This is a genomic window from Paraburkholderia sp. EG287B, from assembly GCF_040965595.1.
GTDB lineage: Bacteria > Pseudomonadota > Gammaproteobacteria > Burkholderiales > Burkholderiaceae > Paraburkholderia.
Genome location: NZ_JBFRCG010000013.1, coordinates 138,507 through 159,571 on the forward strand (window position 1 = coordinate 138,507; position 21,065 = coordinate 159,571).

The 21,065-nt window shown below is 65.7% G+C and carries 20 protein-coding genes; 7 read left to right on the forward strand and 13 right to left on the reverse strand.

The genetic code is table 11. The features are described from left to right. Window positions 1-176 precede the first annotated feature (176 nt). Together AB4Y40_RS24455 and AB4Y40_RS24460 are read right to left on the reverse strand one after the other, a co-directional pair. Window positions 177-1,472, reverse strand: a complete 1,296-nt coding sequence (locus tag AB4Y40_RS24455; protein ID WP_368689992.1) for an Nramp family divalent metal transporter — start codon at window positions 1,470-1,472, stop codon at window positions 177-179. A gap of 117 nt (window positions 1,473-1,589) precedes the next feature. Continuing rightward, window positions 1,590-2,168 (reverse strand): pyridoxamine 5'-phosphate oxidase family protein, encoded by a 579-nt coding sequence (locus tag AB4Y40_RS24460; protein WP_368689993.1) that lies wholly within the window; start codon window positions 2,166-2,168, stop codon window positions 1,590-1,592. A 124-nt stretch (window positions 2,169-2,292) separates the two neighbouring features. Between AB4Y40_RS24460 and AB4Y40_RS24465 the strand changes: the two genes are divergently transcribed. Then, window positions 2,293-3,591 (forward strand): NRAMP family divalent metal transporter, encoded by a 1,299-nt coding sequence (locus AB4Y40_RS24465; protein ID WP_368689994.1) that lies wholly within the window; start codon window positions 2,293-2,295, stop codon window positions 3,589-3,591. 29 nt (window positions 3,592-3,620) lie between these two features. Here AB4Y40_RS24465 and AB4Y40_RS24470 read toward each other — a convergent pair whose 3' ends face one another. Continuing rightward, window positions 3,621-5,171, reverse strand: coding sequence for an FAD-dependent oxidoreductase (locus tag AB4Y40_RS24470; protein WP_368689995.1), 1,551 nt, complete (start codon window positions 5,169-5,171; stop codon window positions 3,621-3,623). 220 nt (window positions 5,172-5,391) lie between these two features. Between AB4Y40_RS24470 and AB4Y40_RS24475 the strand changes: the two genes are divergently transcribed. Continuing rightward, complete coding sequence (locus AB4Y40_RS24475; protein WP_368689996.1) at window positions 5,392-6,075, forward strand: glycosyltransferase family 2 protein; 684 nt, start codon at window positions 5,392-5,394, stop codon at window positions 6,073-6,075. 23 nt (window positions 6,076-6,098) lie between these two features. On the opposite strand, the gene AB4Y40_RS24480 is transcribed toward AB4Y40_RS24475, so the two are convergent. The 3 genes from AB4Y40_RS24480 to AB4Y40_RS24490 form a co-directional block, all read right to left on the reverse strand. Next, complete coding sequence (locus tag AB4Y40_RS24480; protein ID WP_368689997.1) at window positions 6,099-6,716, reverse strand: SAM-dependent methyltransferase; 618 nt, start codon at window positions 6,714-6,716, stop codon at window positions 6,099-6,101. A gap of 23 nt (window positions 6,717-6,739) precedes the next feature. Next, on the reverse strand, window positions 6,740-7,780 hold the full coding sequence (locus AB4Y40_RS24485; RefSeq protein ID WP_368689998.1) for an acyl-CoA dehydrogenase: 1,041 nt from the start codon (window positions 7,778-7,780) through the stop codon (window positions 6,740-6,742). Window positions 7,781-7,915: 135 nt separating this feature from the next. Next, window positions 7,916-8,398, reverse strand: a complete 483-nt coding sequence (locus tag AB4Y40_RS24490; protein WP_368689999.1) for a PRC-barrel domain-containing protein — start codon at window positions 8,396-8,398, stop codon at window positions 7,916-7,918. 272 nt (window positions 8,399-8,670) lie between these two features. Here AB4Y40_RS24490 and AB4Y40_RS24495 point away from each other — a divergent pair, with 272 nt between their 5' ends. The 3 genes from AB4Y40_RS24495 (at window position 8,671) to AB4Y40_RS24505 (ending at window position 10,405) form a co-directional block, all read left to right on the forward strand. After that, complete coding sequence (locus AB4Y40_RS24495) at window positions 8,671-9,387, forward strand: PIG-L deacetylase family protein (RefSeq protein ID WP_368690000.1); 717 nt, start codon at window positions 8,671-8,673, stop codon at window positions 9,385-9,387. A 203-nt stretch (window positions 9,388-9,590) separates the two neighbouring features. Further along, window positions 9,591-10,121, forward strand: a complete 531-nt coding sequence (locus AB4Y40_RS24500) for a Dps family protein (RefSeq protein ID WP_368690001.1) — start codon at window positions 9,591-9,593, stop codon at window positions 10,119-10,121. A gap of 80 nt (window positions 10,122-10,201) precedes the next feature. After that, window positions 10,202-10,405: a hypothetical protein gene (locus AB4Y40_RS24505; RefSeq protein WP_368690002.1), complete on the forward strand. Its 204-nt coding sequence runs from the start codon at window positions 10,202-10,204 to the stop codon at window positions 10,403-10,405. Window positions 10,406-10,439: 34 nt separating this feature from the next. Here AB4Y40_RS24505 and AB4Y40_RS24510 read toward each other — a convergent pair whose 3' ends face one another. The 3 genes from AB4Y40_RS24510 to AB4Y40_RS24520 all read right to left on the reverse strand — a co-directional run bounded on the left by AB4Y40_RS24510 (window position 10,440) and on the right by AB4Y40_RS24520 (window position 13,673). Further along, window positions 10,440-11,852 (reverse strand): hypothetical protein, encoded by a 1,413-nt coding sequence (locus AB4Y40_RS24510; protein ID WP_368690003.1) that lies wholly within the window; start codon window positions 11,850-11,852, stop codon window positions 10,440-10,442. Between the two features lie 15 nt (window positions 11,853-11,867). Next, window positions 11,868-12,758, reverse strand: a complete 891-nt coding sequence (locus AB4Y40_RS24515; RefSeq protein WP_368690004.1) for an alpha/beta fold hydrolase — start codon at window positions 12,756-12,758, stop codon at window positions 11,868-11,870. An 81-nt stretch (window positions 12,759-12,839) separates the two neighbouring features. Next, window positions 12,840-13,673 carry an alpha/beta hydrolase gene (locus AB4Y40_RS24520; RefSeq protein WP_368690005.1) on the reverse strand — a complete coding sequence of 278 codons (834 nt, stop codon included), beginning with the start codon at window positions 13,671-13,673 and terminating at the stop codon, window positions 12,840-12,842. Between the two features lie 518 nt (window positions 13,674-14,191). Here AB4Y40_RS24520 and AB4Y40_RS24525 point away from each other — a divergent pair. Both AB4Y40_RS24525 and AB4Y40_RS24530 read left to right on the forward strand, forming a co-directional pair. After that, window positions 14,192-15,193 carry a GNAT family N-acetyltransferase gene (locus AB4Y40_RS24525; RefSeq protein WP_368690006.1) on the forward strand — a complete coding sequence of 334 codons (1,002 nt, stop codon included), beginning with the start codon at window positions 14,192-14,194 and terminating at the stop codon, window positions 15,191-15,193. 71 nt (window positions 15,194-15,264) lie between these two features. Next, entirely contained in the window at window positions 15,265-15,585 is a 321-nt protein-coding gene (locus AB4Y40_RS24530; RefSeq protein ID WP_368690007.1) for a hypothetical protein, read from the forward strand. Between the two features lie 201 nt (window positions 15,586-15,786). Here the strand turns inward: AB4Y40_RS24530 and AB4Y40_RS24535 are convergent, their stop codons facing one another. The 4 genes from AB4Y40_RS24535 to AB4Y40_RS24550 form a co-directional block, all read right to left on the reverse strand. After that, complete coding sequence (locus AB4Y40_RS24535; protein WP_368690008.1) at window positions 15,787-16,092, reverse strand: hypothetical protein; 306 nt, start codon at window positions 16,090-16,092, stop codon at window positions 15,787-15,789. A gap of 189 nt (window positions 16,093-16,281) precedes the next feature. After that, window positions 16,282-17,850, reverse strand: coding sequence for an efflux transporter outer membrane subunit (locus tag AB4Y40_RS24540; protein WP_368690009.1), 1,569 nt, complete (start codon window positions 17,848-17,850; stop codon window positions 16,282-16,284). Continuing rightward, window positions 17,850-19,430 (reverse strand): DHA2 family efflux MFS transporter permease subunit, encoded by a 1,581-nt coding sequence (locus AB4Y40_RS24545; protein WP_368690010.1) that lies wholly within the window; start codon window positions 19,428-19,430, stop codon window positions 17,850-17,852. Before AB4Y40_RS24545 ends, AB4Y40_RS24540 begins: the two co-directional genes overlap by 1 nt. A gap of 10 nt (window positions 19,431-19,440) precedes the next feature. Then, on the reverse strand, window positions 19,441-20,625 hold the full coding sequence (locus AB4Y40_RS24550; protein ID WP_368690011.1) for an HlyD family secretion protein: 1,185 nt from the start codon (window positions 20,623-20,625) through the stop codon (window positions 19,441-19,443). Window positions 20,626-21,065: the final 440 nt, after the last annotated feature.

The window sequence follows — 21,065 nt, forward strand, 5'->3', positions numbered from 1 at the left end:
CGCGGTGTACGGGGAAAGGACCCCGGTCTCGTCGACACCGTGTTGGCCCCCGACTGGGCCGACATTCCGTTGGCACCGGGGCAAAGTCCCGGGCCCGAAGGCATCAAGCCGATTATCCGTCGCCTGAGTCAGGCCTTCCCGCGTCTACGCCGGCACGCGTAACGTTTGGCCAAAGACTATGCGGGAATGAACATGCCGATGGCTGCGACGGCCATAACGGCAGTTGCCGTCCAGCCGCCAATTTTCAGGACCCCTGATATTGCGAACTTTCCCATCACGCGGTGACTGGTTCCCATCAACATGACGACGATCATGACGGGTACGGCGGCAAGCCCGTTGACGACAGCGCTCCAGTAAAGCGCTTTCACCGGGTCGAGGTGGCAGAACGTAATCGCGACGCCGCCCAGGATGGCCACGACGATGACGGAATAGAACTCGCGCGCCAGCGTGAGGTGTAAAGACAGGCTATTGCGCCACCGGAACGCGCCCGCCGCGCCATAGGCCGCCGAACCGGCCAGCACGGGCAGCGCGAGCAGCCCGGTTCCCAGGATGCCGGCGGCAAACGCCAACGCTGTGAAACGCCCGGCAATGGGAGCAAGCGCCTTCGCTGCATCCGCCGACGTCTGGATGCTGATATTGTGCGCGTGCAGTGTTGCGGCCGCGGTCAACATGATGAAAAATCCCACCCCGTTCGAGACGCCCATGCCGATCCAGGTATCGGCGGTGATCCTGTCGAGCTGCCGGTATGCACGGAATGACGAGACCCAGCGTAACGGATGTTCGCCGGGTTTCGATCGAAGTTCCTCGACTTCCTGCGAAGCTTGCCAAAAGAACAGGTAAGGACTGATCGTGGTGCCGAGGACGGCGACGACGGTGGTGAGATAGTCGCCAGACAGAGGCGCACGCGGGTGGACCAGGGAAAGCGCGACCTGCGACCAGTCGACCGGAACGACGAACGCCACTGCAACGTATGCAAAGAGCACGACGGTCAACCACTTCAGGAAGCGTGCGTAACTTTCGTAGGGAAGGCAGATCTGGAGGATGGCGGAAAACGCGCCCAGCGCGACCACGTAAAGTTGCTCAGGGCCACGCACCAGCAAACCGATGGCTGCGCCCATGGCCGCCAGGTCCGCGGCAATGTTGATCGTGTTGGCAACGGCAAGCAGCAGCACCAGAACGATCACGAGCCAGCGGGGACCAAAAGCTCGCATGTTGGAGGCGAGCCCTTTGCCAGTCACACGTCCAATTCGTGCGCTGATCATCTGGATGGCGACCATCAGCGGATAGGTCAGCAGAAGCGTCCATAGCAGCGCGAAGCCGAACTTCGCGCCGGCTTGGGAGTAGGTGCCAATTCCACTCGGATCGTCATCTGCGCCGCCCGTTACGAGCCCGGGCCCCAGCCGCGACAGCCACGAGCGTTCCGTCCGATCGGTGACGGCGCTTTCGGGTTCAAGTTTTTCGTTGTCGGCCACGGCGATCTTCCTGCAGCGCTCGGGACGAGCGTCGCGACGAAACCGCAAGTCTCGTGCCGCACGAGGCACACCATGCGCATCCCGCTCTGTGACGCGTTGGACTTGCACCCGGCGTGATCAGGGGGCGATCCAGCTGTGGATCCAGCTGTCACCTTGACGGACAAACAGCGCGCGCTGCTGACCATCTGCCGCCGCAAGGTCTAGCCAATCCAGGCGCGCGGGACGCAACTCAACGACGGCGAAATGCTTGAGGCCTTCGGCCTCACCAGGCATATCGTGTGTCTCGTCGAACGCATCACCCGAATGACTCATGGGAGTTCCGGGCGGGAGGCGGGTGCGGTAGACCACAAGATCATGATCGGGACTGGTCCTCCATGCATCGATTCGCGCTTGCCCGTCGCGCAGGATTCGGGTTTCGCCGTATACGCGGACTTGCAGGTTGTGAACGGGATCGCAACCGACGAGCGCGATGCGAGGTTCCAGGCTGAGTTCGGCAATCTTCGGCGAGCGCAGGTCGGTATGGAAAGTCAGCCGGTTCTGGGTTTCATTGGCGCTCCGAAGCAGTACGGTGCGGACATTCGGGGAACCATCAAGGCCGATCGTCGCGGCCTGCATCACCTTGAACGGCTGATCCTCTTCGCGTACCGCGGCAGCGAGGCAATCCCATATTCGGGCATAAATCTGATCGAGATTCATCGAGTTCATTCCTGGCAGGTTGGCCATCACGTGACGAACGACCGGAATCAGAAGAGCACGCTCGATGCCCGGGAACGTGCCCTGCGAGACAGGGTGCACTCCGCACGTCTATGCACTCTTTTCGATGAAAGCCGGCCTGAGCCTACGTTTTCGACGCGAGCATGCCAATCGAAGCGAACTCCCGGCGCACGCCTGGGCGGCGGACATTGGCCCGGGTCTCGGCACCGTCGCAACGGACAATGATCCGGGCGGCATCCTGACGTACTCGCTAGCCGGCGCGCAATATGGTTTCGATCTGCTCTGGGTGTGCGTTCTTTCGTACCCGTCGATGGTAGCGCTCCAGTTGATCGCGACGCGCGTCGCCGCCGTCACGGGCAAGGGCCTCACGGAGAACATGCGCGAGCACTACGCGCGCTGGATCTTCCTGATCGCCGTCGCACGCTTTCTGGGTGCGAATACCGTGAACATGGCTGCCGATATGCTGGCCATGGGCGAGGCCGCGCGCTTGACGTTCCGCGGGCCGGTCGCGCCGTTCATCGTCCTTTTTGCCGGCGCGTCAATCGCGCTTCAATGGTGGATCCCCTATGCGCGCTACGCTAACGTGCTCAAGTGGCTAGCGCTCTCGCTGTTCGCGTATGCCGGCGTGATGTTCGCGACCGACGTGCCGTGGCGCGCCGTGGCGTGGCATGCCCTGGTGCCAGGTTTCACCTGGTCCGAAGACTACTTCGGGATGCTGCTTGCGGTGCTTGGCACCACGGTCAGCCCCTACCTGCTGTTCTCGCAAGCGGAACAGGAAGTCGAAGAGCGGACGCGCGCGGGGGAAAGCCGCGAAAGCCGCAATGAAGACCCACCGCGGCTACAAAAGATGCGACGCGATACGCTCGTGCGCACGCTGTTTTCCAACGCCTGCGGGGCGTTTGTCCTCGTCGCGGCCGCCGTTACGCTCCACGCGGCGCACCAGCCGGTCAGCAGCGCCCAGGCCGCCGCGCTTGCGATCGCTCCGGTCGCGCATGGATACGCGTCGCCCGTACTCGGCCTCGCGCTCCTCGGCACCGCGCTGCTTGCGCTCCCGCCCCTGGCGGGTTCGGCGGCGCACGCTGCCGCCAGTTCGTTCGGCTGGCCGCAGGGTGAGCAGCGAGACCGCCGCATCGCCGGCGTCCTCGTTGCGCTCATGGTGGTGAGTGTCGCCATTGCGTTGCTGTTCCATGTATCCGGCGTCGATCCGGTCAAGGCCTGCTATTGGAGCGCCTTGGCCAACGGCATGACTGTTGCGCCGGTCCTCATCCTGCTCTTGCTGTTGAGTCGGCGCCGTGAGGCCGTCGGTGAGATGAAGGCGCACGTGATCACCCGCGCATTATGCTGGTTGGCCACAGTCGCTACGGGCGCGGCGTTGGCGGTGCATACCGTTTTGCAGTTCACATGAGAGCTCACGAATGGCGAAGGCTCGCCCGATCAAAACCCCAGGATTTCGCGCGCTGCGTTGATGGTGATGGGTCTGCGCATGCTTTCGCTCATGAGCGCCATCTCGCGATCGTAGCCGCAGGCGAGCGTGGCTCGAAGGCGGCCGGACTCACCGTAGAGGACCCCGAAGCGATCGTCCCCGGCGCGGCCCGAAATCACCAGCTCGTCCCAATGTCCGGCATGTCCCAGATAGTCGACGCGCTTGTCGTAGTGCTGGGTCCAGAAGAACGGCACGCCGTCGTAGCTTGCCGTCTGGCCCAGCATGTTGAGCGCCGCGATGCGCCCTTGTTGCTGTGCGACGCGCCAGTGTTCGATGCGCGTGCGCTGCGGCGTTTCTAAGGCGCTGCTGAGCGTGAATCGCGCGATATCTCCCGCCGCGTAGGTTTCACCGGCGACGCGCATCGTCGCATCGACATCGAGTCCGCCGTCCTCGCCGGTCTCGGCGCCGCTGACGAAGTGCGTGGCCGGCCGCACGCCAATGCCGACGATCACGGCCTTCGCGCGCAGCGCGCTGCCGTCGTCGAGTTCGACTGATTCGACCTCGCGCGCGCCGCTGAAGCGCAGCGCCTTCGCGCGCCGAAACACCACGCCGTGCGATTCGTGCCAGTCGCGGAACATCCCGCCGATACGCTCGCCAAGCACCCGTTGCAGCGGCACGCCTGCGGGGGACACGATGGTGACGTCGACGCCGCGTCTGCGCAATGCCGAGGCCGTCTCGAGGCCGATGAAGCTGTCGCCCAGCACCACGGCACGCTCGGTTGGCGCGAGCGCGTGGAGTATGGCCCCGGCGTCTGCCAGGTTGCGCAGCGTGTAGACGTTGCCAAGTTCGGCGCCCGGTATATCGGGTCGCTTTGCCACCGAGCCGCTCGCGATGAGCACGGCGTCGAAGGCCTGCACGCGGCCATCGGCTAGCGTGACCTGTCTCGTGTGGACGTCACAGTGTTTGACCGCGCTGTGGTCGACGCGCAAGCGCTGGTCGTGAGCCACGGTTTCGGGCAGGATCGGCGGGACCTCATCGGGCGTCATCTCGCCGGCGGGCACGAATTTGCTGAGACAGGTCCGGTCGTAGGGCACTTGCGGCTCGGCAGCGAACACCGTCACCTCGCCGGCGAATTCGCTTTCCAGCAGCGTGGCGATGGCCGCTGCGCCCGCCGCGCCGCCGCCGATCACCGCGAAACGACGCGCGGACCTGGCGCGCGCGGAGGGGGTGCGAGGCGTGAAGGCACGCTGCGGCGTAAGTTCGACGAGGATGGTATCCGCTTCGATACGCACGGGGTACGACGTCAGCCCCTCCAGCGCAGGTGGTTCGAGCCACGCGCCGCTTTCGCTCGAGAACACGCCCTTGTGCCATGGACACACGATGCGGCCTGCGCAAAGCGCACCCTGTTCGAGCGGCGCGCCCGCATGCGGGCAGTCCGCGCTGAATGCGCGGATGCGATCGCTGGTGTTCACGAGCAGCACGGCGACACCTTCCAGCTCGACGCGCCGCATGGCCGTCGCGGGCACTGCCGCCACATCCATTGCCTTGATCCATCCAGCCATAGCGTGCTCCGGTCTCTCGTATGGGACCGCAAGCGCAATCGATGTGCCGGGGACGCGTGCGCCGATGCCGAGCCAGGAGCACTGACGGCCGCACAGACCACGGTACCCGCCGGTGGGCGCGGGCATCCGGCGTGCGCATGCAGTCTGACGTTTGCTGCGTACGCCACGATCGGACTTCGGGTGGCATGACGCAAAGTCACGCCAATACCATGGAGTTCGAATGATCGGGGTCGTTATTCCTGCGCACAACGAAGCGCGCCTGATTGCCGTGTGCCTTGCCTCGGTGCGGTGCGCCGCGTCGCATCCTGCGCTGCGAGGCGAGGCGGTTCGCCCGCTCGTGGTGCTCGACGCCTGCACGGATACCTCGGCTGCGATCGTTTCGGACTTCGGGTTCGAGGCTCTATGCATAGACGCCCACAACGTCGGCGTCGCCCGCGCTGCCGGTGCGCAGGCTCTGCTTGCGTGCGGCGCCCGTTGGCTCGCCTTCACCGACGCCGACAGCCACGTCGCGCCCGACTGGCTTGCCGCCCAGCTCGCGCTTGCCGCGGACGCCGTGTGCGGGCCTGTGAGCGTGGACGACTGGAGCGCGCTGGCGCCCGGCGCCCGCGCGACCTGGGAGCGGCGCTACCGCGACTCGGACGGGCATCGCCACATTCATGGCGCAAACCTGGGCGTCGCGGCGCACGCGTATTTGCGCGCCGGAGGTTTTCCGCCGCTTGCCTGCCGCGAAGACGTCGCGCTGGTCGACCTGCTGATCGCGACAGGCGCCACGCTCGCGTGGAGCGCAGCGCCGCGCGTGGTGACGAGCGGGCGGCGCGACGCGCGTGCGCGCGGCGGCTTCGGCGACACGCTCGCCGCTTGGGCGGACGGGGTGGACGACAGCGAGTCTTCCGTTGCGCCCTGAGTCCCAGAAGTCCCAGCGTGTCTTTACGCGCGTTCGCGGCGTGCGACGCTGAGCCGATCGCGGCTCCAGACATCGAGCAGGAAATCCGTGTCGTCGACCTGAACGACGGCATGCAGCGCGGCGTTTGCCGCCGCCTGCGCGAAGATGCCGTGCACCTGGACGCTTTGCAGCATCCACGTCTCGCCGCCGTGACGCCAGTGACAGCATGCCAGCGTGCCATCGGCGGCGAGCGAGGACGCGGCTAGCGTGGCGAGCGACGTGCAGTCGCGTGCGTTCAGGTAGTACGCGAATTCGCTCATCACAATCAAGTCGAACTGGCCGGCGGGCCAGTCGCGCGGCATGGCGAGCGCATGCACGTCCACGTTCGCGAACGCGACAAGGCGCGCTCGTGCCGCGGCGACGGCGCGAGGCGAGAAGTCCGCGCAAAGCAGATGCTCGCAACGCCGCGCCAGGTCGGTGGACAAGGCCCCGATCGCGCAACCCGGCTCGAACGCTTTGCGATAACGCTCGCGCGGCAGCGACGCGAGCAGCAGCGCGCGCTTGCGCTCCTCGTACCAGCTGTCGTGGTAGCGCCAGGGGTCGGGGCTCGCGGCGAACTTGCTGTCGAAGTAGCCGGCGAGCGATGCGGGCGGACGGTCCATCGTTATCCTTACGATCACGGATTCTAGAGCCGCCAGTCTTCGCCGGACTCGAGGACCGCGCCGGCGAGCGCAGCAAGATCGGCTTCCGCGTGACTCTGGCGCACGAAGACCGGCAGATCGGCACTCACGCGCGCGAACCAGCGGTCGCGGCACAGCGGCGCCGCGCCCATACCGCGTGCGCAGGCACGCAGGGTACTGTCCACCGCGCTTTCCACGGCACAGCGCGCGCGCAAAGCATGCCGCATGGCGTCCGCGCGCGGCGCGGCGTCGATGGCAGCCGCGCACTCGCGCAGGCATGCGCGCGCGCCGGCGAGCGCCACGTCGGCGGCGCCCAGGTGTGCATGCAAATAAGGATTGTCGCGGCGCTGCGCGGCCTCGCGCAGTCTCGCCGCGAGCGCCGAAGCGGCGCCGTACCAGCAAGCCGCGATACCCGCGCCGCCGTGCCAGAAGCCGGGGCGGCGCACGTACGCGCCAGCGTCGCCCACGAGCGTGGCATGCGCGTCGGCAAAGTCGACTTCCACGCTTTGCGTGGCGTCCATGCCGACCGCTTCCCAGCCGCGCGCACTGATCGTCACGCCTGGCTGGTCGATGGGCAGGGCGGCGAGCCAGTCGCTCCCGTCTGCATCGACGCAGGTCACGAGCGCATGCGTCGTGAAGCGCGCGCCCGAGCACCATGCCTTGGTGCCCGCGAGCTTGACGTGCTTGCCATCGCGCGAAGCAAAGCTCAGTTCGTTGCCCGGCGAGCGAGCGGCCCAGACGGCCCAGACAGGCGGCGCGCCAAGGGAAGCGGCTTCGAAGTGCGCAGCCGGCGCGAGTTCGGCCAGGATCGCGCGGGCGTCGGCGTGCGCTTCATAAATCTTGACTAGCGAAAGGTCGTGCGCCGCTACCTCCGCGAGTAATTGCCAGCGCGCGAGCGTGTTGCCCGCGCCTGGCATCGGCAGGACAGGAAACGCCGCCGCGAGACGCGCAGTCGCGCCGGCGAGCGTCGTCGCGTCGAGCGGCATGGATTCGCTGGCCAGCAGGGCATCGAGCTCCGCCTGCCAGTGCGCGGGTAAATCGGACATGTTGGACTCCCGACCCCATGTGAGTTGCCAGAACTTCAGCAAGCGGCATGCCTTTGCGCTCCACCCTGGACGGGCAGGAAGCGTGTGCGGGCCCGCGAAAGCCGCGAGCCCGCTTCGCTCAGGCGTATGCCAGCCTTAAAGCTTCGGGCCACCCATCCCCGGGGGCTCGATGCCGCTGCCCGGCGCGAGCGGATCGTCCTGCCAGTGCGCGCGTGCGCCGTAGTAGTCGTGCACCGTGGTGGCCCACCCGATGTCGGCCATGGCAGGCCAATGGTCCTTGTCGAAGCCCGGCGCATCCTTCACGCGCTCGCCGGTCACGTTCAGCACGAAGCACTTCTGCGTGGTGTCGAGCGTGAGCGCGGCCCACGGCAGCGCGAGCAGCTTGTCGCCAATGCCGAGAAAGCCGCCGCTCGACATGACCGCGTAGGCGATCCGTCCGCGCTCGACATCGAGCATGATGTGCTTGATCTTGCCAAGCTCTTCGTTATCCGAACTGAAGACGCGGTCGCCTTCGAGTGTGCTCGCGGCCATGATGGATGGGCCTGGGCCGGCCGCGGTCTCACTGCCTTTACCGACGATACGCGCGCCGGTCTGCGGGGAATCGGGGTTCATCGCCATGATGGGCTCCTGAAATGATCGAAGGTTGCGTGATGGATTCGCATCGCCTGCGCGCAGACGGTGCATCGATCGTTCCGCAACCCGCGCGCCCGGGTCGGCACGCCGTGGCCGCGGGCCTAGCCGGAACGCCAATTGCGCTCGAGAGAGGTTCGACGAGGCGCATCGGGAGGGAATCCGCAAGCGCTGCAGCCTGTACGAACTGGGTGGCCACCGTGCCATATCGCCTGATGCCCATTGTGCGTCTGGCGCTTGAAGCGAGAAAAGGAGAGACGATGACGAATGCTTCGCCTCACGACATCAGCGACGGGGCGCCGCGGTTGATCGTGGTTTCGCCGCATCTGGACGACGCGATACTCGGCTGCGCAGGTCTCATCGCGAGGTGCCCCGGTTCGATCGTTTGCACGGTGTTCGCGGGCGAGCCTGTCGCGCCGATGCATACGCAATGGGATGAAGCCAGCGGCTTTGCCGATGCGCACGAAGCCGTGCGTGCGCGCAAGCGGGAGGACGAGCGTGCGCTTGCGCTGTGCGGCGCTACGCCGTTGTGGCTGGACTTTCTGGATGGACAGTATGGCGCGACGCCGGACGTCGAAGACGTTGCGCACACGTTGGCTGGGCAGTTCGCGCGTTTTGGCGCCTGGCTGCCCGTGTGCCCGTTTGGCCTGTGGCATTCCGATCATCAACTCGTGGGCGCCGCGTGCCGTTTGCTGCTGCAAATGCAGCGTCTTACACGCTATATCGCCTATGAGGACGCTATTTACCGCGCAATGCCCGGTGTGCTCGACGCCGGCTTCCAGCGCCTCGAAGCAGAGCGCTTGCTGGTGAGGCCGATGAGCGCGCAGGTGTTCGGGCGGTATCCGGCTCGGCGGCTCGCGGCGATCAAGCGGCGCGCGGTGGGGGCGTACCCGAGCCAGATGCGTGCATTCGGACCGTTTCCGCCGGATGTGGAGCGCCCCGAACGTTACTGGGAGGTGGAGCGGCCCGCCGTCTAGATGAGCGGCGTGCCGCCCGTCACGGCAACCGTGGCGCCAGAGATGTCGCTGCCCTCGGGGTCGAGCTTGCCCAGATCTCCTGCGCCGGCGCGCAGACCTCAGGCACACGTGGTGCGCAGATGCGACGGCAGCCACCGTGCATCTCGATGGCTGGACACCCGACACGTCAATGAACGCTTGCGCATCTACAAGGAATGAGCACCATGGCAAATACGGACTCGAATCGCAAAGGCGCTGCCGCCACGAATCTGACCACGCCGACCGACCTCGGCGACGACGCGCGACAGGAAGTCTCGGCTGGGCTCACGAAGCTGCTCGCGGACGTATTCGCGCTCTTCGTGAAGACGAAGAATTTCCACTGGCACGTCAGCGGTCCGCACTTTCGCGACTATCATCTGCTGCTCGATGATCAGGCGGCGCTGGTGTTTGCGATGATCGACCCCGTCGCGGAGCGCGTGCGCAAGCTTGGGGGCACGACGCTGCGCTCGATCGGTGCGATCGCCTCGCTCAAGCGACTCTCCGACAACGACGCAGCGTTCGTGGCCCCCGAGGCGATGCTCGATGAGTTGCGCCGCGACAACGAATCGCTCGTGACCTACATGCGTGATCTGCACGAACTTTGCGATGAAAAGAACGACGTCGCCACGGCGAGCCTGATCGAGAACTGGATCGACCAGACCGAAGAGCGCGTCTGGTTCCTGTTCGAGACGACGCGCCATGCGTCCCCACGCTGACAACACCGATTGCGAGCTTCATTCGCGTGACGGCGCTTCGCGAAAGCGCCGGCGCACGCCCTGCACGAAAGGATATCGACATGCGACCAGATACCGATACCGGCACGCGCGCCGCCGCGCAACCGCCTGAGGGCGACCGCCGTTCCCCTGCGCAGCCCGCCGACACGAAGCAGGCTGAGCGTGACGAGCGCGAAAAGCGCAAGCACGAAGCGTCGGAAAACGAGTTGCCATCCACGCAGGAGAAGAATCCTGTTCCGCCGGGAACGACGCAGGGAACGTCGTGACATGGGGGACTAACGACGCTGCACGAGCGAGCGGTCATATCTCTGCGCTCACGGGGCGCGAGGGCGCTTCGCACTGCACACCAAAAGGTGCGCCATATTCGGCGAGCAAGGCTTCGAAGTGCGCGGGTTCGAGCGGCGAGGGCCGCCCGAGCCGGGGCTTCAACTGCGCGAGTGCCCGTCCGTATCGCTCGAACGTCGCGAAATCGCGTGGGTAACGCTCGCTATCGACGCCCGCGAAGCGCCCCTCGCGAGCAGCATGAGCCAGCAGCGCTCGCCAGCGCGGGATCGGCGCGAGCCCGATGCTTTGCGTACCGTGGGAGAACAGCGTCATGTCGATGTCTTCGAATGCGGGCGTGCTGTCCAGGAAGCGCTGCAGGGCGTTGGCCGAGGGCTCGACGCCGAACAGCAGCCAGAATGGTATGGCGTGAATCTCGAGCGTCGTGAGGGGATCCATCAGCATGAACGAATCGACGAGGAGGCGGCGCGTCTCGATCACGCTTTCCTGATACCAGCGCCGATAAACAGCCGCGGTCGCGAAGCTCAGCGCTTCGGGTTCCTCGAAACGGATCTCGACGATGCGCCATTGCATTGGGCCGGCCAACTCGACGAGATCGTCGCGCAAGGCGGCGTCGAAGCCCCATTCGGCTTCAGGGGCGCGAGCGTCGGGAGCCGGGGGATCCCAGCGCGTGCGCACGCTGCCGTAGTGCGCGAGAAACGCGCGCACGCGCTCGCCGCCGTGCAGATATTCGTCCTCGGTCGCGCCGCCCGTGGCGCCGAACTGGAACACCGAACGCTCGCTCGTGCGCGTGACTGCCCAATCGCGCGTGCAATTCACCACGTAAAGGGTCCCGCCGCGCTCGAGATTGCCGAGCAGGAACTCGCGAAACGCGAGCGGCAGGCGTCGAAACTTGAGCCGGAAATAGCGCATGCCATGCAACATCAGGCGGTCCTGGTTGGGATCGTGCATATGGTGAACGGCAATGCGTGCGTCGGCGGCGAGCAGTGCTTCCGCGATGCGCCGGCTCGTGTCGAAGCCACGCTGGGCATCATCGGGATCGCTGAACGGCGCGCGTACCGGGCAGAGAAATGTTTGCGGCAGCCAGGGGGCGCGCAGCGCGGCCGCGAGATGGATCATCGCGCCGTTCGACGACCCGATAAACGCGCAGCGGCGGGGGACTTGCGGATAAAGGTCCGTTAGCCATTGCGCAATGCGTTCGACGTCGAGGCTCTTCGCGCGGCGAGGATCGATGCCCTCGCTCATGCCGCCCACGATATAGGCCCATTCGCGCTGACGTTTCGGCAGCGCATTGATCGCGGGCATGAAGCGGTCGAGCAGGGGCGACTGGCTCGGGCTCGAAAAACGTTTCCCGTGCAACATGCTCGCCAGTGCCTGGGCCATGGCGGCGGCGGAATCGAAACGGGCGATGCCCGGCGGCGGCTTGTTCATCGAAGTGCTCCCTTGCTATACGCCAATGGCATCGGCTTTGAGGAACGGTGTGATCGCGAACGCGAACGCATTGGGCGCGGCGTAGTTGAGTGTGTGCGTGCCGCCTTCGATCGTCATCAGCCTGCCGTGCTGCAGTTTGCGCGCGGCCTCTGCGCCCCAGTCGAGCGGCGCAACGGGGTCGCGCGTGCCCACGACGACGAGGGCGGGCGCAGCGATGCGCGGGAGCCGATCGTCGACGCTCTCGCGCACCAGCATGCGCATGGTGGCAAACGCGCGCCACAATCCCGCCTTGGCGTAGTCGATCCGGCCGGCCTTCGCTGGCGTGTGGGGACGCTCGCGCAGTCCGTTGACCCAGTCGCGCCACGCCTGGCGTGGCAGCGAGCGTGCACCAGGGTCCGGAGTGGGCGCCTGGAGAACGAGGCGATCCACCGCCTGTGGATAGCGCACTGCGAAATCGGCGAGGACCTGGCAGCCGAACGAGTTGCCCACGAACATCGCTCGTTTCATGCCGCATGCGTTCAGCCAGAGATGCAGCGCTTCGGCAAGCTGCGCGATGCCCAACGCGTCGCGCGCCCGCGCGAGTGGACTCTCGCCGAAGCCGGGCAGGTCGGGCGCGAACACGTCAAAGTCGCGCTTGAGCGCATACGTGAGCGGTTCCATGTAACGGCTCGAAACGACGAGGCCGTGGACCAGCACCACGGGCAATCGGCCGGGCGCGCGCGCGTGGCAGCGGGCGACTCGATAGAACATGCGGTATGGGCCGGCCTGCACGAAGGCGCCTTCGATGCCGCGGCGGCGGCTGCCTCGGTCGATGGCGGAGGTTTGCTTGAGCCTGCGCCAGACCAGCGTCAGCCACACGAGGGCGATGACGCAGACGCACGACAGGCAGATGAGAAAAATGAGCACGGCAGCACGCTCCTGCGCGCTCGCGGCACGCGGCCGCCGAGCGCTATCGCAGTCACAACAGCAAAGCGCGTTCCACCAGGATCAGGACTGGGAGCCCAACACGTCGTCGAGAAAACGCAACACGTGAGCATGACCTCCGCGCTCCCATGCATCGACGTGCGAGGCGCCAGCGATGATCGCGAAGCGCCGGGGCGCCCGGATCGCCGTGAAGAGCCGTGAGAATTGCGCCGGGGGAACGACGTGGTCAGCGTCGCCGCCGTAAATGAGGATAGGGGCGCGCACGCTGCCGACCTTGGCGAGATTGTCATAGCGGTCGCGCACGAGCCACCGCAAGGGAACGATGCGCGGCAGCCAGCGCATGCGTACGGCGGCGACATCGGCGATGCTGGTGAACGGGGCTTCGAGCAGCAGGGCGGCGAGTGGGCGTTCGGTCGCGATCTGCACTGCCACGCCCGAGCCGAGCGAATAACCATGCAGGACGACGTCGCGCGAGTGCTGCGCGGCGAATGCGATAGCAGCGCGGCCGTCGGCGTAGAGGCCTGCTTCGCTGGGACGCCCAGGCGCGCCGCCGTAACCACGATAGCCTGCAAGCAGGACGCCATAGCCTGCGTCGAGCAGCGCGTGCGCGACATGAGTTCGCTGGGTGAGGTCGTCTCCGTTGCCATGAAAGAGTACGACCGTGGCGCGGGCAGGGTCCGCGGGCGCCGCGTGGCCGCAAATCAGTTCTTTGCCGTCGGCGGTATGCACACGCACATGGCGGATGCGCCCCTGCGCGTCCGGGCGTAGCGGCCCGCGCTGCAGGCGCTCCGACGGGTAGATCAGCCGGCCCTGCAGCCAGTACAGCAATGCAATGGCGCCGCCGTAGATGAGTAAAGCGGCCGCGACAGAGAGGGCGATGGATAACGGCGCGGTCATGGTCTCGTTCCTCGCGCACCGAACATTCCCGAGCATGCGCCGCGGCGCACAACGCCGCTGCATGGCGCTATATCCCAAAGGAATAGCGTTTTTGGCTTCCTGTGGATTTCGGGTTTGTTTGAGGACCGCGAGCGCGGCGCATGTGCCACACGTCAAAGGCACTTTGGTGCGCTGATTGAAAGTTCCCGCTGCGCCACGCCTTGACTGACGTCTTCCTGTTTGCGATATGAACGATCGCTATGATCGGACGAAAATGCCCAGGGAATAACCTGTTCGCATGCGTCTCGGTTTTGGCGTAAACGGACGGTTGCCATTCTTAGACTGGAATCGGCGTGCTATCCGCAGCTTTATGAAGTGGCTCGTCGTTCATCGCAACGCACGCAGTTCGACTTCGAAAACCAAAACGGAAGCGCAGGCAATGCCGTTTTGTGCGAGACTTTGCACGCATTGGAAGCGCATGGACACCACGCTGTGTGGACTGCCAGTCAGGGCTTATAGTCAGAACAGGCCGGTGATTGATGACGACCATAAACGACCGGACGTTGCCCGTTCTCGAGGCACCGGCTGAGACTGCTACGCCGGTGCCGGTACGCGCGGCGCCTTCGATCTTTCATGAACGCTGGTGGCTCGACATCGCCACGCAAGGCGACTGGAAGCTTGCGGTGGTGAAGCAGGACGACGAGGTCATCGGCGAGATGCCATACGCGATGCAGCGCACGCGACTGTGGCGTGTCTCGCACCTGCCGCCGCTCACGCGCACGCTCGGGCCGGTCATCAAGTCCGTGACGGGCAGCGAGGCCCGCCAACTGCATCATGAACTCGAGGTCACCGGCAACCTGATCGAGCAATTGCCCGACTGTGACAGCTTTTTTCAGGTGCTCGACCCGCGCCTCGACGACGCCCTGGCGTTCGCGCTGCACGGCTTTACCGTGACGGCGCGCTACACGTTCCGCATCGACCGGAACACGACGGCCGACGAAGCATGGAAGCGCCTGAACAGCAAGACGCGCAACGTGATCCGCAGCGCCTCCCGTGAATTGACCGTCGTGCCGGACATCGCGCCCGCCGAGTTCATCGCGTTCTACGAAGCGAATCTCGCGGCGCGTTCGCGTACCAATGCATATGGGGATATGGTCATGCGCGACCTCGTCAACGCGTTCTTCGAGCGCAAGGCGGGAATGCTGCTCGGCGCCTATGGGCAGGGCGGCAAACTCGTGGCGGCGGTCGGCCTCGTCTGGGACCATCAGGCCATGTATTACCTGCTGTCGTCGCGCGCACAGGACGCGCACTGCGGCTCGATCAGCCTGCTGTTGTGGACCGGCATTGGCCGCGCGCTGGAGCGCAAGCTCACCTTCGACTTCGACGGCTTTTCGAGCCCGTCGACATTCAGCTTCCTCAACGGATTCGGCGCGACGCTCACGCAGCGGCTGGGCGTCGAGCGCCACGGCACGGCCTATTTACTGACGCGTACGCTCAAGCGCAGGTTGGCGCCGGCGCGTGTGTTCATGCCCAACCTTTGAACGGCGGAATGCAGGCGTGGGGCGGACTGGCGCCGTGGTGGCTGTGTTCATGGTGACCGCAAGGAGGGGCAATGGCCGAACCTGAAGACATCCTCGTGAAGATCCTGAACCTCGATGCGGAAATCAGATGCTGCGTAGCCTGTCTGGCAAGCATAGGGGGCGGCGCTGAAGACTGCTTCGTACCGTGGGTCAAGGAGGAACGAGCCCGCGCGCAAGCGCGCCTGACGCAGCTGAGAAAGCGCCGCGAAGTTCATTTCCTTGCGCTGAATGAACTGGTCGCCCGTCAGTCACCCATACGACGCCGCAGGGCGACGGAAACTGCACGAGACCTGAACGGTCCGTTCCCGATCCGGGAGGTGAACCTATCAAATTTGGCACGCAAGACAGGCTGACGCTAGCGCCCTCTGTCATCGGATCACTGGTGCCATGCTGTCTTCGGAGGACGAAAGATGGATCGCACGCGACGCGCAGAGCCAGATATGTATCGAAGTTACGAATACAACGGGCTCACGCTCGATGTTGCAGTCGATGTCGACGTGGTCAGGATCGAGCCGCGTCCCGGCAACGCAACATTGGTAAAGAGCGAGAGCGTCTCAGAGACAATCGCAGGTTCTTGTGCCGCTCGGTAGCGCAGAGCGCGAATCGATACTTCTGCTTCCAGATGATGCGGATCTGGGGCCCTGGTCGCGCTGCACGCCATTCAGCTGGAGAAAATATTCTTCGCGGCGTGCCTTCATTAAAGCCAGGTCGGTTCGCAAGGCGGTTCGAGTCTCGGTCAGCCACGCTGCCGCGCGGTGGTCCGTGCTGCGTTCGACCTCGGAGAGGCGCGCCATGCACGCCTTGATCTCCGCATCGATGTTCAGCATGGCTACCAGCAGGTCTTCGGCAGTGCAAACCATTCTTTCTGTCCCCCCTCATCATGAGCAAATGGATGTTGCGTTGCATCAATGTTAAATCGACGAGGCCAAAAAGATGCCTGGGGAATACACCAAAACCCGCGCTGTTGTGGCGGCGCGAGCGCGAGAGTCGATCGCAATAGTTACTAAAATTACGGTAGCCACTCACGAAGAAAGGGTCCGGCTGCTCCATTAAGGTGGCGGTGAAGCAGCGGACGAGGCAATCGGCCCCGCTTGCTCCCACCCGCCGCCCAGGGCCTTGTACAACGCCACGAGGTCGGTACACACCTGCAATTGCTCCTGCTGCGCGTTCTGCTCGGCGCTGCTCAATTGCCGCTGCGCATCGAGCACGTCGATGAACGAGACGATGCCCTTGCGATAGCTGTCGCGTGCGAGGTCGAACGCGTGGCGCTGGGCTGCCGCGCTCTCGTCGAGCGAGACGAGGCGCGCCTGATCGGTGCGATACACATCGAGCGCGTTGTTCACGTCGCGCAGCGCGTCGAGCACGGTCTTGCGGTAGTCGAGCGCGGCTTCGACCTGCTGTAGCTTCGACAGCCGCAAGTTCGACACGAGCGCGCCGCCCTGGAAGACGGGCAGCGATACGCTCGGCCCCCACGACCAGAAAAGGTTCGCCCAGTGCGTGAGATCGTGCGGCGAGGTCGCGCGCGTGCCGACTTGTCCCGTGAGCGAGATGTCGGGATAGAACTGCGCCACGGCTACGCCCACGTTGGCCGTGGCCGCGTGCAGCGCAGCTTCGGCGCGGCGGATGTCGGGGCGCCGGCGCGCGAGTGTGGCGGGCAGCCCGACCGGCACCGCGGGCGGCGTGCCGGGCAGTATGCCGGGCGGCGTGAGTTCGGTGTCGAGCGCACCCGGCGCTTCGCCGACCAGCACCGCGAGCGCGTTGAGCGACTGCGCGATCTGCTGATCGTATTGCGGCAGCAGCGCCTCGGTTTGCGTGCGTTCGGCGTGCGCGCGCGCGACGTCGAGTTCGCTTTCGAGGCCGTGCATCGCGGCGCTGCGCGCGAGGTCCTCGGTCTCGCGCTGCTCGGCGACGAGGTTCTGGGCCGTCGCGTGCAGCATCTGGCCGCCGCGCAGTTGCAGATAGGTCTCGGCGACTTCGGCTTCCAGCGAGACCTGTGCGTCGCGTTGCGACTCGAGCGCGACGTCGGCCTGGGCGTTCGCGGCTTCGACCGAGCGTCCCACGCGACCGAAGAGGTCGAGTTCCCATGATGCGTCGAAGCCCACCTGCCACAGGTTCACGGGCGCGGTGAGCTGGTCGAGTGCGCTCTGCGCGCCGCGCTCCACGCTCGGGCCCGCGCCGGGCGCGATCTGGTTGATGGGCGAGTTGGGCGCGCCGAGCGCATCGACCTTGTTGTATGCGCCCGCCGATTCGAGGATGCCCTTCGCGCCCAGTTGTTCGCGCTTGTAGCTCGCGCTCGCGCGCACGTTCGGCAAACCTTGCGCGGCGGCCTGCTGGGTTCGTTCGCGTGCTTCGGCGATCCGCACGACCGCGATCTGCAGATCGGGGTTGCCGCTCAAGGCGCGCCCGATCAGGGCGTCGAGCGTGGGGTCGCCGAAGCCGCGCCACCACTGCGGGTCGGGGTTCGATTCGACGGTGGGCCTCGATGCAGCGTTCGATCCGTTCGCCGTGCGTTGCATCGCGTGCCAGTCGCCGGGCGCGTTTGCCTGCGGCGGCTTGAAGTCGGGGCCTACGGTGCATGCGCACAGCGAAGCGGCCAGAACGACGGCGAGCGCGCGCATCAATGGCCTCCCGAACCCGACGCCTTCACGGGCGAGAAAAACAGCGCGAGCGGCGCGAACACCACGCAGAAGCACGCGAGTATGCCGAACACGTCGATGTAGGCGAGGATGGTGGCCTGCGAAACGAAGGTCTCGTAGAGATGGCCGTTGGCCGTCTGCATGGCCTGCGCGAGCGGCGCGCCCGTGCTTTGCATGACCGTTTGCGCCTCGCGCGCGAGCGTGTCCTGGTAGTTCTGCGAGAACGGCGACATATGGGCGGAAAGATGCGCCATCCATGCCTGCGAGCGCTCGCGAACCAATGCGGTGGAAACCGATATGCCGATCGAGCCGGCCACGTTGCGGAACATGGTGAACAGCGCGGAGGCGTCGTTATTGAGGTCCTTCGGCACGGTCAGATAGGCGAGCGTCGTGACCGGCACGAACAGGAAGCCGATGGCGAGTGACTGCGCGCTGCGCAGCTTCACGAGCGTGAGGTAGTCGATATCGGGCGTGAGCGTGCGCGCGTAGATGAGCGCCACGGTGAGCATGATGAAGCCGGTCAGTATGAGCATGCGCGTCTGGATATGCGGCATCAGCCGGCTGACGACGGGAATCTCCATCGTGATGAGCACGGTGCCCGGCGAAAGCACGAGGCCCGCGAGGGTGGCGGTGTAGCCGAGCTGCTGCTGCGCGAGCTGCGGAATGATCACGGCGCTGCCATAGAGCACGGCGGCGAACGCGGCGATCATGCAGCAACCCAGGGCGAAGTTGCGGTCGCGCAGGCAGCGCAGATCCACGACGGGATGCTTCGCGTAGAGCAGCCGGAAGGTCGCGCCCACGATGCCGAGCAGCGCGAGCACGGCGAAGGTGACGATGAACGGCGACGAGAACCAGTCGTCGTCCTCGCCGCGATCGAGCATGACCTGCAGGCAGCCGAGACCCAGGGCGATGAGCCCGATGCCCCAGAAGTCGACCGTGCGCCAGTTCATGCGTCGATGCGTCTCGCGTTTGACCCATGGCGGGTCTTCCACGAGCTGGAACACGGCGAGGGTCGTGAGAATGCCGACCGGCACGTTGAGCAGGAAGACCCAGCGCCACGAGACGTGGTCGGTGATCCAGCCGCCCAGCGTCGGGCCGAGCACAGGGGCGACGACGATGGCCACGGCGGAGATCGAAAACGCGCGCCCGCGCTGGCTGGGCTCGAAGGTGTCGAGGATGATGGACTGCTGGTTAGGCTGCAGGCCGCCGCCAAAGAAGCCTTGCGCCACGCGGAAGATCACGAGCTGCCCGAGGCTCGTGGCGACGCCGCACAGGAACGAGCACACCGTGAACGCGACGATGCAGAGCATGAAATAGCGCTTGCGCCCGAGCACGCGGCCGAAGAACGCCGAGATGGGCAGCACGATGCCATTGGCCACGAGGTAGGACGTCAGCACCCAGGTGGCTTCGTCGTAGCTCGCCGACATCGTGCCGGCGATATGGGGCAGCGCGACGTTCACGATGGTCGTGTCGAGCACCTCCATGAACGCGGCGAGCGTGACCGCGATCGCGATGAGCCAGGGGTTGCCGGCGGGGCGCCAGTTGCTCTGCGAATCGCTCATGGCCGCGCCCTCAGTCCGCCAGATATACCGTAGGCTCGACCGAAAGCCCCAGCGGCAGCGGCCGGTTCCCAGGCAAGCCGCTGTCGATGACGATCTTCACCGGCACGCGCTGCACGATCTTGACGAAGTTGCCCGTCGCGTTTTCGGCGGGGAACGCCGAAAAGCGCGAGCCGCTGCCGAGCTGGATGCTGTCCACGTGGCCGCGTAATTCGAGCTTCGGGTAGGCGTCCACGCTGATCTTGACCTTGTCGCCCGGACGCATGCGCGTGAGTTGGGACTCCTTGAAATTGGCGGTGATCCACATTTGCGGCGTGACGATTGAAAAGAGCGAAGCGCCCGCCTGCAAGAACGTGCCGTACTGCACGTTGCGGCGCGTGACCCAACCGTCGGAGGGCGCGCGCATGTCGCACCAGGCGAGGTTCAGTTCCGCCGTGTCGAGCTGCGCCTCGGCCTGCGCCACCTGTTCTCGGCGCGCTTCCACGGCGGCCACGGCCTGGCGGATCTGCTGCGGCACGAGGCTCGCCGTTTTCAGCTGCGCGCGGGCGCTCATGACGCTGGCGTGCGACACGCGCTGCTGGTCGTTGGCCGTGTCGATGTTCTGCTGCGTGGTCGCGCGAGGATCGACGCCGTGCTGGCGTTCGTAGTCGGCCTGGGCGCGGGTGTAGTTCGCGCTGGCCGTTTCGATCTGCGCACGCGCCTGGTCGTACTGCGCGGGGTACTGCACGCGCGCGATGTCGAGCTGCGCCTGCGCGGAAAGCAACTGGGCCTTCGCGAGGCCCAGCTGTGCGCGCGCCTGATCGACCTGGGCCGCGTAGTCGCGCCGGTCGATTTCGACCATCAGGTCGCCCTTGTGCACGTAGACGTTGTCGTCGACGTTGAGTTGCGTCACGTAGCCCGACACCTTCGGGGCGATGGTGATGGCGTTGCCGTCGGTATAGGCGTCGTCGGTGCTGACCTCGTTGCGCGTGACGAACCACCAGATCGACGCACCGATGGCGATCACGAGCAGCACGATGCCGATCACGATGAGCGGCTTCTTGCCGGGACGCTTGCGGCCCTGATTGTCGTCTGTTTCGCCGCCTTTCGCGCCGTTGTTCGCGCCGTTTCTGGATTTCGCGGCATCCGCACGGCGCGGTCTGCCCCGATGCGCGCGCGACCACGCGCCCACGCCGCCGGTTCCTTCTTGTTCAGCCATGCGCGGCTCCTGGCTCGCCGGTGAAATCGGCTGAAAAGGGGAAGGTGTTCATGCGGCGCCCGGTGGATTCGATGTCCTTGGAAAAGGCAGTCTGCCCCGCAAATAGCAATCGCTATGCCCATGCAAGGGCCGTCGAACGAAAGGGGAAGCACCGGGTTTCGCACCCTGCAGTCCTGGCCAGAAATAAGAAGTGGAACTCGGTCGCGTGCATCAGCCGCGATGCCGCGTGGCGCCGCGCCGGAGTCATCCCGAAGACCGGGAGCAGGCGGTGCGCACAGTGGCTAAGCACCGGTCGTGGCGCTCAGCGGGGGAGAACCGCAACGACAACCGAAGCGGCATGCACGAGATCTGCCTTCGTCGGCGGCCATTGCTGGCTCGCCTGTGCGGCAGGGTTCGTCGATGCGGCTACTTTTTGGGGCTCCCCGGCTCTCACCGCACAC